This window comes from Haloprofundus salilacus (assembly GCF_020150815.1).
Taxonomy (GTDB): Archaea; Halobacteriota; Halobacteria; order Halobacteriales; family Haloferacaceae; genus Haloprofundus; species Haloprofundus salilacus.
Genome location: NZ_CP083724.1, coordinates 107,583 through 120,404 on the forward strand (window position 1 = coordinate 107,583; position 12,822 = coordinate 120,404).

At 54.6% G+C, this 12,822-nt stretch carries 12 protein-coding genes and 3 pseudogenes; 9 read left to right on the top strand and 6 right to left on the bottom strand.

The features are described 5' to 3' along the window. Positions 1-90 precede the first annotated feature (90 nt). Together LAQ58_RS17290 and LAQ58_RS17295 are read left to right on the top strand one after the other, a co-directional pair. A pseudogene (locus LAQ58_RS17290) lies at positions 91-987 on the top strand (complex I NDUFA9 subunit family protein); the annotation flags it as partial. A 371-nt stretch (positions 988-1,358) separates the two neighbouring features. After that, entirely contained in the window at positions 1,359-1,628 is a 270-nt protein-coding gene (locus tag LAQ58_RS17295; protein WP_224450506.1) for a hypothetical protein, read from the top strand. On the opposite strand, the pseudogene LAQ58_RS19260 reads toward LAQ58_RS17295, so the two are convergent. Beyond that, a pseudogene (locus tag LAQ58_RS19260) lies at positions 1,627-1,793 on the bottom strand (DUF8025 family protein); the annotation flags it as partial. The gene LAQ58_RS17295 and the pseudogene LAQ58_RS19260 sit on opposite strands and share 2 nt — an antisense overlap. A gap of 621 nt (positions 1,794-2,414) precedes the next feature. Between LAQ58_RS19260 and LAQ58_RS17305 the strand changes: the two are divergent. The 5 genes from LAQ58_RS17305 (at position 2,415) to LAQ58_RS17325 (ending at position 6,023) form a co-directional block, all read left to right on the top strand. Then, positions 2,415-3,563, top strand: a complete 1,149-nt coding sequence (locus LAQ58_RS17305) for a multicopper oxidase domain-containing protein (RefSeq protein WP_224450507.1) — start codon at positions 2,415-2,417, stop codon at positions 3,561-3,563. A 5-nt stretch (positions 3,564-3,568) separates the two neighbouring features. Next, positions 3,569-4,543, top strand: a complete 975-nt coding sequence (locus LAQ58_RS17310; protein WP_224450508.1) for a halocyanin domain-containing protein — start codon at positions 3,569-3,571, stop codon at positions 4,541-4,543. A gap of 240 nt (positions 4,544-4,783) precedes the next feature. Beyond that, positions 4,784-4,966, top strand: a complete 183-nt coding sequence (locus tag LAQ58_RS17315) for a hypothetical protein (protein ID WP_224450509.1) — start codon at positions 4,784-4,786, stop codon at positions 4,964-4,966. 164 nt (positions 4,967-5,130) lie between these two features. After that, complete coding sequence (gene ddfA / locus LAQ58_RS17320; protein WP_224450510.1) at positions 5,131-5,403, top strand: DdfA family disk-determining factor; 273 nt, start codon at positions 5,131-5,133, stop codon at positions 5,401-5,403. A gap of 158 nt (positions 5,404-5,561) precedes the next feature. After that, complete coding sequence (locus LAQ58_RS17325; RefSeq protein ID WP_224450511.1) at positions 5,562-6,023, top strand: response regulator; 462 nt, start codon at positions 5,562-5,564, stop codon at positions 6,021-6,023. Positions 6,024-6,421: 398 nt separating this feature from the next. Here the strand turns inward: LAQ58_RS17325 and LAQ58_RS17330 are convergent, their stop codons facing one another. Further along, positions 6,422-7,138, bottom strand: a complete 717-nt coding sequence (locus LAQ58_RS17330) for a DUF2270 domain-containing protein (RefSeq protein WP_224450512.1) — start codon at positions 7,136-7,138, stop codon at positions 6,422-6,424. Positions 7,139-7,717: 579 nt separating this feature from the next. Next, positions 7,718-8,163, bottom strand: a pseudogene (locus LAQ58_RS17335) (response regulator). Between the two features lie 558 nt (positions 8,164-8,721). Here LAQ58_RS17335 and LAQ58_RS17340 point away from each other — a divergent pair. Next, positions 8,722-9,843 carry a hypothetical protein gene (locus LAQ58_RS17340; protein WP_224450514.1) on the top strand — a complete coding sequence of 374 codons (1,122 nt, stop codon included), beginning with the start codon at positions 8,722-8,724 and terminating at the stop codon, positions 9,841-9,843. 338 nt (positions 9,844-10,181) lie between these two features. Next, positions 10,182-10,907, top strand: coding sequence for a hypothetical protein (locus LAQ58_RS17345; protein ID WP_224450515.1), 726 nt, complete (start codon positions 10,182-10,184; stop codon positions 10,905-10,907). A gap of 16 nt (positions 10,908-10,923) precedes the next feature. On the opposite strand, the gene LAQ58_RS17350 is transcribed toward LAQ58_RS17345, so the two are convergent. Genes LAQ58_RS17350 through LAQ58_RS17360 form a run of 3 tightly spaced genes read right to left on the bottom strand, consistent with a single transcriptional unit; the run spans position 10,924 to position 12,767 of the window. Beyond that, positions 10,924-11,937: a Cdc6/Cdc18 family protein gene (locus tag LAQ58_RS17350; RefSeq protein WP_317988552.1), complete on the bottom strand. Its 1,014-nt coding sequence runs from the start codon at positions 11,935-11,937 to the stop codon at positions 10,924-10,926. A 22-nt stretch (positions 11,938-11,959) separates the two neighbouring features. Beyond that, positions 11,960-12,220, bottom strand: coding sequence for a DUF8156 family protein (locus LAQ58_RS17355; protein WP_224450517.1), 261 nt, complete (start codon positions 12,218-12,220; stop codon positions 11,960-11,962). Further along, on the bottom strand, positions 12,207-12,767 hold the full coding sequence (locus LAQ58_RS17360) for a P-loop NTPase family protein (RefSeq protein WP_224450518.1): 561 nt from the start codon (positions 12,765-12,767) through the stop codon (positions 12,207-12,209). The genes LAQ58_RS17355 and LAQ58_RS17360 overlap by 14 nt, the downstream gene beginning before the upstream one ends. Positions 12,768-12,822 lie beyond the last annotated feature (55 nt).

Here is a 12,822-nt window from a genome sequence, read left to right on the forward strand (position 1 = left end):
TACCGATGGCGGCCCGTTCGCTGGAGGTGACAGCCCCTGTCACGTCTGCTCAGAGGTGACGTAAAGACTCGACAGCACGTTTCTCCGAACATGAAGGTCCTCGTCGCCGGCGGCACCGGCTTCGTCGGTACCGCTCTCGTCCAGGAACTGACCGCCCGCGGTTACGATGTGTCTGTCCTCGCGCGCTCGCCTGAGGATGCGAACCTACCCACAGGAGTCGACCGCATCGCCCTCGACCTGACGAGCGCCGACGCTGACGCGATCCGAATGGCCATCGCTGACCATGACGTCGTTGTCAACCTTGTCTCACCCTCGCCGCTGTTCACTCCTCCCGGCGGGAACGAAATGCATGAGATGGTCCACCTTGAGGGAACCGAAGCCCTCGTCAACGCCGCCGAGACCGTCGGTGTCTCTCGGTTTGTCCAGATGAGCGCCCTCGGCGCCGATGCCGACGGTGAAACCCATTACATTCGGGCGAAGGGTCGGGCCGAAACGGTCATCCGCGACTCGGCCCTCGACTGGGTCATTGTTCGCCCCTCCGTTGTCTTCGGCGATGGTGGGGAGTTTGTCGGCTTCACCCGCCTGCTAACGACGCCGTACGTCACCGGTCTTCCCGGCGGCGGGAGCACCCAATTCCAGCCCATCTGGATCGGCGACCTAGCCCCGATGCTCGCCGACTGTGTCGACGACGAGGACCGCGGGGGCGAGACCTACGAACTCGGCGGGCCCGATGTATTGACCCTTGCAGACGTGGCTCGCCGGATATACGCCGCCGAGGGGAAATCGCTCCGGGTTCTCCCGATTCCAATGCCGCTGGCGAAACTTGGCCTCACCGTCGGTGGATACGTCCCGGGGTTCCACATGGGGCCAGACCAGTACCGGTCGCTCCAGTTTGACAACACCGTCAGTGGGGGCGACTCCGATACAAACGACGTGCGCGGATTTGTCGTCAGCCCAACGGACCTCCGGACGTTGGATGACTACCTTGCCGACGGCGACGGCGGAGGGTCGATCTCCGACCCCGGATCAGTCCTCGTCGGCGTGGAGACGCTCGGTCTGTTCACGTTCCTCTCGCTAGCGTGGTTCCTCCCCGAAGTCGTCGACATCTACTCGATCCCAGGGCTCGTCCTGCTGTTCATTCCCTCATATCTGGTGAATATAGCATTCTATGACGGTGGCTTTGGCCTCGAAGCTGTCGTCTATGCTCTCGAAGGCATCGTCGGTGAGTCACCCTTCTTGTGGGACGTTGGCTTGCTGGCCACCTACTACCTGTTCTCGGTCGTCACCGTCGCCCTCGGCCGGGTCCTAAAAAGCAGGTTCAGATCAACCTCCGCTGACGCAAAGCCCTCCAACACCCAATGACGCTTCGCTACACTGTCGCCGCTGGTTGTCTACTCGTCGGCCTCTTGCTCGTTGTGCAAGGTCTCGTTGTCTCCCCGCAGATCACCTCCGTCGAGTGCACCTCGTCGTCCTCGGCGAACACCACCGTACCGAGTCCGACGCCCGACTGCGTCCGGACGACCGAACCCGCGACCGGCCAGCGCCTCTACATCCTCGGGCTCGGTGCTGGCATCGCTGGGCTCGGGGTCGCAGTCATTGCCCTCGACCGCCGGTTCGTTCGACGGTAGCGTGGTGTCGTTTGGGCGACACCGCCGCCTTGAAATGTAAGAAGGCAGCTGTGTACGGTTTGTTGCTGTTTCGCCCTATGCTTCGACCGATGCCGGGAGTGCGATGTGCGGCGTGTCACTGTCGATTCCTGCAGCGAAGACTCGAGCCTCGTTGACGCTAGCTTCCCCTCGTTACGGGGCTTGTCCTGTCTCCTCGCCATCTGGATGGGTGTTCGCCCATCGACGAGCCGCGAGTACGGTGAGCGGAAGTCCGAGAAGAGCAGCGAGTATCGCCCCGCCGACTGTGAAGATGAGGATGAGTCCCCAAGGACGGGAGTCGAACGGGACGAACACCATCCCGGCGAGCGCAAGGTTTGCGAGTGCGCCGACGAAGGCAAGCGCCGTCGATCGCCGGTTGCCATGCTCGTTGGCCTGTGCGACTGCGAGGCCAAACGACTACAAGCGCCCAACACAGTCCCAGAACCCGCTAATTCGATCCCATCAAGTACGGTGATTCCAAGGCTCTGGCCGTAGCTCGATCATCTTTCGGACGTCGGATACGACGTCTATCGACGCCATGGGCTGATTTTATAAAAACCGACTACCGATGCGATTTGAGATTCGGTCGAAACAAATTCGTGTGAAAACTGACTGCTGATTTGAAACCGCTCGCCCGATAAACCATCGTCTATCCCCGAATAGGAGTCGGTGACGATACTGGCCGCCACGGCCGTCCTCGTAGCCGATTCCCACGAGTTGGGAATCAGACTCTCTCATTATCTTACCGAGTCGCCAACGACTACTTGTATGTCCGAAATAGGCGCACCCGGACGGGGTATCTCCCGCCGACAGTTCCTCGCTGCGACCGGTTCGACCGGCCTGTTCGCGACGGCCGGTTGCACGACACTGTCGTCTCCCTCGGCCTCAGTCGTCGACTCGACCGGGGACGGAGTCACTGCGGCCGTCTCGAATCTCCCACCGACGGGTCGTCCTGAGGTCGTCAACCTCGACGAACGGAACCACGAGGTTACTATTCGCTCGGTAATGGCCCGTCACGCAATCCACCCCGGCGAATCGATGGGCGGCCCAGTCACCCTTCCAGTCGTCTGGGCGTTTCAGGCCGACGACGGAACCCCGAGCGTTCCCGGTCCCATCCTCCGGACGACGGAAGGCCACGACCTGAAAATCACGCTCGACAACACGGAGATGCAGGTTCCGCACACGCTGCACTTCCACGGAGTTCGCAAGACGTGGGAGAACGACGGGGTTCCGACGACGACCGGTATCACCGTGAATCCCGGTGAGAGTCACACCTACACGATCCCTGCAAACGTCCCCGGGACCCACCTGTACCACTGTCACTACCAGACGCCGATGCACATGGATATGGGGATGTACGGTATCCTCCGCGTCGATCCCGAGGGGTACGAAGAAGCTGACAAAGAGTACTTCATGACGGCCAAGGAGTGGGATACTCGCCTCTCGCGTCAACACGGCGGCGAGAACGTCAGCTACGACCTGACCAACCGCAAGGCGGACGCGTTCACGCTCAACGGAAAATCCGCACCCGCGACGTTCCACCCTGAAACCGGTTCACCCCTCATCGTCGAGTCGGGCGATACGGTCCGCATCCACTGGGTCAACGCCGGGTTCATGAGCCACCCGTTGCACACGCACAACCACCGCTTCCGCGTCGTCGAAAAAGACGGCAGTCCGATGCCCGAGGCACTCCAGTTCGAACAGGATGTCTTGAACATCGCACCCGCCGAGCGCTACACCGTTGAGTTCGAAGCCGACGCCGACCCCGGCATCTATCTGATGCACTGTCACAAAGTCGATCACGTCCGCAATGGGTCGTCGTACCCTGGTGGCATGCTCAATGCCATCGTCTACAAGGAAGCGATGGACACTGACATCTTCCGGGGATTGATGGAGTATGCGGGATACGAGGGGTGATTGCAATGAATAACACGACACGCCGACGGTTCCTCGCAGCGACGGCTGGCGTAACTCTCGGTGCAGGGCTCGTTGCGTCACCAACAGCGGCGCAACCCGACGAGACCGACCTCTCGTCGTGGTTTGTCAACACCGACGGGGTTGCCGAAATCGTAGACGCTCGTGGACAGTCATCGGTCGACATTACGGTCGGGGCAGCGGGTAACGGCGGTGCATTCGCCTTCGATCCTGTCGCAGTTTACATTGACCGGGGTACGACCGTCATCTGGACGTGGACCGGCGACGGCGGAACGCACAACGTCGTCGCGAAAGATGGCTCGTTCGAGTCCGAGTACTATGATTCAAGCGGGGAAACCTTCGAGACGACACTCGATACTGAGGGTGTTGTCCGCTACGCGTGTGCGCCCCACGAGTCGATGGGGATGAAGGGAGCGCTCGTCGTCGGTGATGTGACCGCTACACTCGGTGGAAGCGAAACGGCCGAAGCGACCGAAACCGCATCCAAACCTACCGAAACGTATGACGGGTGGCTGTCGGGAACCGACAACTACCGCAGGTTAGTTGACCGACGCGGTGAGTCAGAGGTTATCGTCAAAGTCGGGGCACAGGGAAATGGAGGCCAGTTTGCTTTCGACCCGCCCGCAATGCGCGTTGACCCCGGGACGACCGTCGTCTGGGAGTGGGTCGGTGACCTGCGTTACGATGTCGTGGACCCAGAGCTCGGATATCATAGCGAACAAATCGCTAGGTCGGGCCACTATTTCGCTGTCGAGTTTGACGGTCACGGGCTGAGTACCTACGAGTGCACGGAGTACGGTGAGCAGGGAATGCGCGGCGTAGTCGTTGTCGGTGCAGGCCCGACGAAGCAGCTCTCGACACTTGGGTATACCGTCGTCGGGGGCGGAGCGCTCCTATTCGGTGGACCGCTCGCATACGGAGTTCGTGAGCACTTCCGGAACGTCAGTATGACCCCCGAGTAACGTCTGCGAACAAGAACTCACTTGACCTCCTCTCGCGCCTAAAGTCGTGTGAATCCTATTCTTGGATTGATGTCTCAGGCTCGAATCCTGATTTAACTTTACTTTCTCGTTCGCCGGTCGGTTTGCGCGTACGAACAAAGAGTCGCTTCGAGCGGTCCTCGTCAAGGAATTCGAATGCGACTCTAGGATGCGGAAAGCGCTTGTAAAACGTTGTAACCGCCTTCTCCCGGAGGATGACAAATGACGAAGCGCTGCAGCATCTGCGACCAGGCTCTCGACGAGAACCCGCTCTCGGGACCAACTCAGGTGCGACAGCATCGGAACCAGTTCGAGCGAATCGTTGGCCGCCGACCGAAGAACTACGACGAGGTCCGCGAAACGCTCGCCGACAACGGAGACATCCTGACGCTCGACGACTTCTAGGGCACCGACGACACGGTTCAGAATCATTCGTGTTTCGGGTTCTTTGCGCAAGAACCGGATAAATTTCTCCCTCAAAAGCCTCATATGTTACGTTCTATAGGTTCGAAAAGATAAGCCTCCTCGAATATTTATCGGAAGACGATGCCTCTCTATATATTCAACCAATGAGCATAACCCACGACACGAATACAAAACTGGAAACTGTCACACCAAGCCAGGCGGTCGTTGAGAGGATTGCTGCTCTCGAAGAAACCGATCAGGCGGAACTCGATCCGCTCTATGAGACTATTGATCCAGAGGCTCTAGACACGCTTGTCGAAACAACTGAACGTAGCAACTCTTCCCTTCAGATCCAGTTTACTTACAACGACTATGAGGTGACCGTCACTAGCGATGGCATAGTCTCCGTCGACGAGAACGCAGATTCGGAGAGATAACGTTGTGATGTCGTGCCACAAACTGGAATGTACTGACTGTTCAATTCAAAGAACGGCGATTAGTGAGTTTGAGAAGGTGTTCGACGCGATTGAGGTCCACAGAGAGTTGCAGTCTGCCAGCCCACCGAACAATTTGTCAACGTCCATCACGTGATTAGATGACAAGTGAGCATAGAAGTTCCAAGCCGGTCGACATCCTCCTCGTCGAGGATAATCCTGGCGACGTCCGTCTTACGAAAGAGGCATTAAACGACGGGCAGATCGCGAATACACTCCACGTCGTCAAAGACGGGGTCGACGCCCTCGATTTCCTCTTTCAACGAAACGACTACGCCGACGCACCTCGGCCCGACCTCGTGCTGTTAGATCTCAACCTCCCCCGAAAGAACGGGGACGAGGTACTCGGAGAACTTCACGAGGACCCTGACCTCCGGTTCATTCCGGTTATCGTCCTCACGAGTTCGGAAGCCGAAATGGACATCGTCAAGTCCTACAAACTGTGTGCGAACGGGTACCTTACGAAGCCGGTTGATCCCAACGAATTTATCGACATGATACTAGAGTTAGAGCGGTTTTGGCTCTCAATCGTGCGGTTGCCGACTGACACAGATCCTGATTGAGAAACGCACTCTATTCAGCACAGCTACTCTCGGCCCCTCCAAATCCTGTCAGATTTCGAATACTGCATACAGAGGATGTATCCATCACGGAGACCTCGTTTCTTTCGTCTTCCCGACGCTGAACTAGCCGCTAAGTAGCGCGTGCGTACTGACCGCCGATAATTCTATCATGACATAGTGATGTTTGGAATGGTGTGTTAAATACTGAGCCTTATTGAGTAGGTTCTCAGCACAGAGTCAGATATCATTCTATTGGAGATATTCGGAGTGCATCTGGTTGTTCGCCAGCACTGCCGAAAGCTGAACTCCCGATACAGTACTCATCACATGTCGTATAATTACAGTAATGAGGAAATCACACGCCCACCATCCTCTATGGTATTTGCAATTGGAACGGATCAATGACGTTCATCGTCTGTCTCCTTCCAATCGCCGGGGTCAACGCCGTGGATTTCTCCTTTCGCCTCACGTTTACCCGGCCAGAACGCAATCAAAAAGACTCCGATATAGAACAAAGCCAGCACTGTTGCGACGACCAGGCCAGGGATCCCCGGGAGCTCTGCGGCCTCAGTCCACTGTACTTCGGGGCTAAAGAGAGTGACCTTAGAGGCCCAGGCGAGCCCGACGACAACAAACAGTAACGCGTACACCCGACGGACCCGACGAGACAGAGCATTGAAGTATGAGACCTTGAATGTCGGTTGACGGAGATCGTCGCTAATTTTTTCTCTCCAATTTGGATGATATTCGACGCCTGCAGGATTGAAGGCGTTTGCGAAGATGTTCTCCTCAACGAACCGGACTTGAGACCGCCAGACGTCGTAGAACCGATAGCGTCGGACTTCAAAATAGAGGAACATACCCAGCAGTATCAGTCCAATCAGTAGGAGGTACGCCGGCATAGCCTCGCTTGCAAACACTACCGAGAGTAAGGCGGCGATCAAGGTGATTGCCCAGTCGGTTGTTCGGTCGAGACGATCTTGTGCGTTTACCGCCTGAGTCACACTACCTCGATAAAAGTGCGGGAGGAGCGAAAGGAACTCCTCCGGATTAGCGCCGGCCTCGGCCGCAATCTTCTCATCTTCCGTATCGAGTTGGTCGGATGTCTCGTCCATGTCAATTGTACCCCTCTAACCGGGATAAGTTCTCTACGTGCCCAATACAGTTAGACAAGTATCATTTCCTCTGCCATCGGTTTCAGTTTTTAGTCTATGACTTCTACATTGAATAAAGGAAAATTTCATCGAAATAACAGCGACGATGTGCTGGATGCATCCTCTGTGCCTTGTTTAGATATTCAGCAGGCCAGTCCTGAGAACATCCAGAGAGACAGAGTCCTACCTCAATAACTGTACTACCTGTACCTACCGACTTGGTTAGCTCACATTGAGTGGCGAGCCAGTAACCGACACGCGCGCTGCATTCAGCACAACAGCTGAAATCTACCACTCCCTTGTCAGGATCAGCGTACGAGATACAGAGGATGTAGTCAGCAAGACTCCCTCGTTTATTCCGGAAAATTTGTGGCGAAACGGCCGCTAAGTAGGATGTCATATCTAACACCCAAACAGCGAGTGCACTGGGAGAAGGATACCGAGAAGTAACGGGTTGATCACGGAAAATTCGAGGTGAAAGCCTCGCCCGTCAGCAGCGGGAGGATGTGGATATGTCCTCTTCCATAGCAATCACACTGTTCAGTGTGTAGATGGGAGTTCTGCGAGGGAGAACCAAAACTCCTCGACCGTTCTCGCCAGTGAAACGAACTCGATCGGATCGACGGGTTTGATGAGATACGCGTTTGCGCAGTGGGCGTAGGCGTTGCTGATGTCCTCTTCGCTGGCCGAACTCGAGAGGATGATTACGGGAATCCGTCGCACGTCAGGGTCCTCTGCAATCTCTGTGAGGAGTTCGCCACCATCCTTGTTCGGGAGATCCAGATCGAGCAGGATGAGGTCGGGGCGGTGGCGTCGGCGTACGCGCCCCGTTGATACAGGAAGTCCGTGGCTTCCTCCCCATCCCGCGTAACGTGGATTTGGCAATTGGTTTTGCATTCGTTAAATGCCTCCTGTGTGAGGCGGATACCTCCCGGATTATCTTCGACCAGCAGGCCTGCAACCGATTCGGTATTCGCTACTCTCAGTCCCTCTACAGTGCATAATCTTGGCCGTGAATTTTGTCGACATTGTTGTCACTCGAGTGTTAGTTTGTCGAGATGCAGTCCGCGCCGCTCAACCGTCTCGTAATAGTCACTGAGCACATCACTCGCTAATTTCGACCACGAGCGACCCATCTGGCCAATAACCTGCGTGAGCGCACGGCGATTCTTCGATTCAACTAACTGTGAATTCTCGTCGAGGAACCTCTGGGTCACTTTCTCGCAGTCGTGGTCTTCGAGGTAGGCAATGCGCGTCACTACACCGTTGAATCGCTTCGCGGGTCCACCTCTGACGACGAAGAATCGGAGCCCGGCCTCTTGATGGCGACTCAGTGGGGTCGTTGGCAGATCGTCTTCTGGTGAGGGTCCATGTGATTGGAGGTAGGCGATGTTGCGGGTGGGTTGGATGGGATAGAACCAATGCAAAATTCTACAAATCGTACTTATATTGTGACATTATGGGAGCATAATATAAAATCGTAAGACAGTGTTCTATAGAAAGGAAAACTAAGAATTATATCTATATTTCACATTGAGTATTGTATGGCAAATGACAAACATGAATTGGTGGTGAAGACGAACATGGATAATCTGTCTCCCCATGCAGTGGGACTGAATTCCTCTTTTATGGAAAAAAGTGATATCCAGATTGGTAACCGGCTCGTAGTAAAAGGTCGTGACTATACCTCTGCTGAAGCTCAAAGAGCTGATGCTGATATTAGTGAAGATGAAATATGCCTGGGCTCACTTGTTGAAAAAAACTTGAAGGCCAAAAATAGAGATGTCATTACAGTTGAGAAACGTCAACCAAAGGATGCTGACTTAGTTGTCTTTAACAAATCTACAGAGGGAAGGAATGAGGAGACAGAGGAACAGTTGAAGAGGCTATTTAGACACAGGGTGGTAACAACTGGTGATTTGGTACGAAGCGATGGTGACGAATCATCAGCTGGGACACGTCTAGAGGGGTCGACTAATGAACAAATAGAAGTAACTGTTAGGCAAGTTGATTCGGCTTCTCCTTTAGAACTGGGCGATATTGCTTGGAGCCTCACTCCACAGAAAATAACGGATGATACTCGAGTTTTACTACGAGAAAAACCCTCAGATAAGGTACAACAACTCCTATCCGAGGAAGCAAACGACATTTTCAGACTTTCGCTTGAACGGCGAGTACAAATGGAAGATGCTGCATTGCGACTTACTGAACAAAACGCAGTGATTCTTGGTATTACATTTGCGGGATTAACACTCTGGGCAGACCTTCGATCGGGGGGAGGCGGAGGAACACTTCTGTCAGCGTTTGAGCATCCAGTGATGTTGGTGGCTGGGCTTCTGTCTATACTTGGCTCTATCGCGTATTCCTTTGTGACTTTTGCAGACTATCACTATAAATTGCGAATTGGATGGCCATTTGAGAAGAAAAGCCGCGCTGGAGGATTAGATTGGGAAACCACTCGAAGGGCTCTCAATAGCGGTAACGAAATCCCAGAAATCGAGGCGAGGTTATTAGAGGGCAAGATGAAATGGAGTAAATTCAATACCAAATATAATAATAATATGAAAAAGAGACTAATATATTGCCAAACCTTACTTGTATTAGGTTTATCACTAATTGCTGTGGCCCTTTTCTGGCAATTTCTCAACGATTCTGGGGCTCTTTAAAAATTCTGTGTTATCCAGTCGTGATCGGTATGGCTAATTTGAGGACGAACACTAACAACACTCGCCCAGCGCCGTGCAAAAGAGACACTTCAGTACCTTTCTCTCAATGACTCTTCCTCTCGTTCTGATTTACCGCTGCGGTGGTCGACAACTATATCAATGAAATGACTCTATCTGTCATCTACTGTCCGTTGTGTGAAACGGAATATGGCAGCCAGCACAGTTTTAGTTCTATGAAGGTTAAGCTTGTAGCCATAACTGTCCGAATTCGCTCACTGGCTAAAATTAATGAAAAATAGATATCATCTTCTGCATCGTATAGCTCTTGGCGAACTTAAATGTCAGTAAATAGCAATTTAACGCCAGTTGAGGGTGCAGTCATCGCAGAAGCCCTTACGAAGAAGGAAGGGACCTTCGTTGATATTGAAAAACCAGAAGATTTCGTATTTACGAAAGCCGATGAAACTCGGTCTGTAACCTCAGAAACCGTAAGCGAGGCGGTCAAAGTAGTCGTTGCAGAACTTGAAAGTCAGGGAGTGGAAATCCCGGCATCTCTCCGCGAATCTAATTTAGATGTCGTTGTTGGTGACACGCTCCCTGAATCTGCACTGGAGACAGTTCTTATCCATACGGCTAGAGAAAAATCAGGAATGTTCCTCGACTTCGAGGTACACCCCATCTTAGATCTCTACACTCTCCAAAGGGATGCGAAATTCACGTTTTTCGTAGAAGGGAGCCCAAGCTACAGCTTTGATGCTGTGATCACCTTCAAGGTAGCCGGAGGCGGCGTAGCAAAGTACAAAACGTACACTATCACCCTTTCTCCGCAGGAGGGCCTCAAAATCGAGCCCAAATCTCACACCTCGTGGGCAGTGAATAACGTGAATGCTGGGTGGTCAATCCGATACCTTGCTGAAGGTCGAGTTGGTTTCCCGAGCCGAATTGGCCTCAGCGTATTGGGAAAACCGCTTCTGAAGCGCTTGGACCAACACCTCTACGGGAAACTAGAGGTTGACCAAAAGCCAGAGTTCAGGCTGATCGAGCCAAGCGAGGTGCCCGCATAAACCGAATACTAGGGACTCAGTGCCGCTGAACCTCGTACTGGGTCCACCGCCCAGATCCCTTCGACCGAATGAGTTTGTAACGAGCGAGTCCGTTGAGATACTTCCGCTGCATCCGTGGAGTCTTCGCATTACTCCCTGAACGCTCTTCGTACCGTTCACGAAGCTCTCCAGCGCCGAGTTCACCGGCATCTTTGATAATCTCGTAAAGCATCCGCTGGTGGGTGCTTAGAGCGTCGACGTGGCGCATATGTAGCTCGTCACGAGCGTCGTCCCGAATCTCGTCGACGACATCGGTCGTAATCTGACTGCGCTGCATCTCGATAGCCCACCGCGCCGACCGGCGCAGTAGCGCGATACCGAACCGAGCGTCGCCCGTAGCGGTGTCGGCGATGTAGTCGACCGCTTCGTCGGAGACGGTGTTTGGCCCCAAGCCTGCGCTGATCCGTCCACGGAGGATGTCGACCATCTCGTCGTGGCTGTACTTCTCAAGTCGTACCTTCCCAGCGCCTCGGAGTCGACTCTCGACACGAGAATCGAGATCAGCAAAGAGATCGTCCTCGTAGACGGTGATGAGAATCATCGTCACGTTCGGAAGATCGTTGAGTGCGAGTAACGTCGTCAAATCTTCGAGGACGTCAACCTCGTCGAGGACAGCGACGAACTGCCCGTCGAGTTCTCGCAGACGGTCGATGAACATCGACGCCGGAGTACCCTCGATACGAAGGTCCGCAGCCCGACCTGCGTGCCTAGCGAGAGCGTGCAAAACTGCGGACTTCGAGGAGTCACTCATACAGTTGACGTAGCCCCAGCGAATACCGAGAGCCTCGCGTTCGAGCTGGCGGAGGACGAACTTCGCTGTCGTCGTCTTGCCAACTCCACTCGGCCCAAAAATGAACGCATCTTCTCCAACATCGCCGTGCGTAATCGGTCGAAGTACTGAGGAGAGCTGCGTAATCTGCCCCTCTCGGTGATAGAGTTCCTGGGGTAGATACTCCGGTCGGAGCGCACGAGCGTCAGTTATCACATTCACAGTCAAATCAAGAGGCGAGCGGTCACTCTGTGTCCTCTCCCGCGTCGAGTTTCTCTTCGAGCGCTGCAATCCGTTTCTCCTGTGCTAGCGCGATAGAGACGAGAATCGGAATCTCGACGTATTGGTGGTTGAAGTAGCCGCTGGCGTCAGCGTAGGTTCGGGCGTGCTCGAACAACCGATCGAAGTGCGGTTGATCCTGCCGTCTGAGCGCCCGTCGATATTCTTCCCACCGATTCTCGGCCGCTCGTAGCATATCGCGGTAGGTCGGATTAGTTCGCCCCAAGGGCGATCACCTCCGGTGTGGTCGTAGATGCGTTCACCCTCGGGTGGCGTGCGGCGAGGATGTGGTTCCAGAACGAAATCGTCGTCTGGACCATGCCATTCTCGAGGGGATAGACGAGCGTCTCGAACGAATTTCCGGCGAACCGCGGCCCATACTTTGTGAGCTCACAATCGAGGGTCTCCGAAACGACATCGAGGACGGGTTCGCTGAACTCGTCCCTGTTCGAGAGCGTGACGAGTATCGGAAGATCGACGATGTCGAGGATTTCCGTAAGTCGTGTGACCACCTCCGAAAGCATCCGCTTGCCTTCCCCACGTCGGAGATCGTCCATCCGATAGAACCGGCCGAACTCTGGAAGGACAACGAGCGATGTCTCCTCTGATATTAGCTCGGGGAGCGCGTCAAGGAGCGAGTAGTGTTGCCAAGGTGTGAAGCCGCGAGCGATGTGGATTCGCTCGAGTATCCGGAGGTTCGGGACGAGCCGGCAGAGATGTTCTGTCGTCCCGTGTCCGTTCACGTCAACCCAAGCAGCGTCTCCGTCTTCCAAGAGGAGATGGTCGAGTACGAGCGATTGAAGTGCGCCAGTCGTCCTGCCGTCGACT

Coding starts and splice junctions, on each gene's coding strand:
- LAQ58_RS17340 (WP_224450514.1), top strand. CDS start 8,722: ATGGCAAATGACAAACATGAATTGGTGGTGAAGACGAACATGGATAAT.
- LAQ58_RS17325 (WP_224450511.1), top strand. CDS start 5,562: ATGACAAGTGAGCATAGAAGTTCCAAGCCGGTCGACATCCTCCTCGTC.
- LAQ58_RS17305 (WP_224450507.1), top strand. CDS start 2,415: ATGTCCGAAATAGGCGCACCCGGACGGGGTATCTCCCGCCGACAGTTC.
- LAQ58_RS17310 (WP_224450508.1), top strand. CDS start 3,569: ATGAATAACACGACACGCCGACGGTTCCTCGCAGCGACGGCTGGCGTA.
- LAQ58_RS17345 (WP_224450515.1), top strand. CDS start 10,182: ATGTCAGTAAATAGCAATTTAACGCCAGTTGAGGGTGCAGTCATCGCA.
- LAQ58_RS17315 (WP_224450509.1), top strand. CDS start 4,784: ATGACGAAGCGCTGCAGCATCTGCGACCAGGCTCTCGACGAGAACCCG.
- LAQ58_RS17295 (WP_224450506.1), top strand. CDS start 1,359: ATGACGCTTCGCTACACTGTCGCCGCTGGTTGTCTACTCGTCGGCCTC.
- ddfA (WP_224450510.1), top strand. CDS start 5,131: ATGAGCATAACCCACGACACGAATACAAAACTGGAAACTGTCACACCA.
- LAQ58_RS17330 (WP_224450512.1), bottom strand. CDS start 7,138: ATGGACGAGACATCCGACCAACTCGATACGGAAGATGAGAAGATTGCG.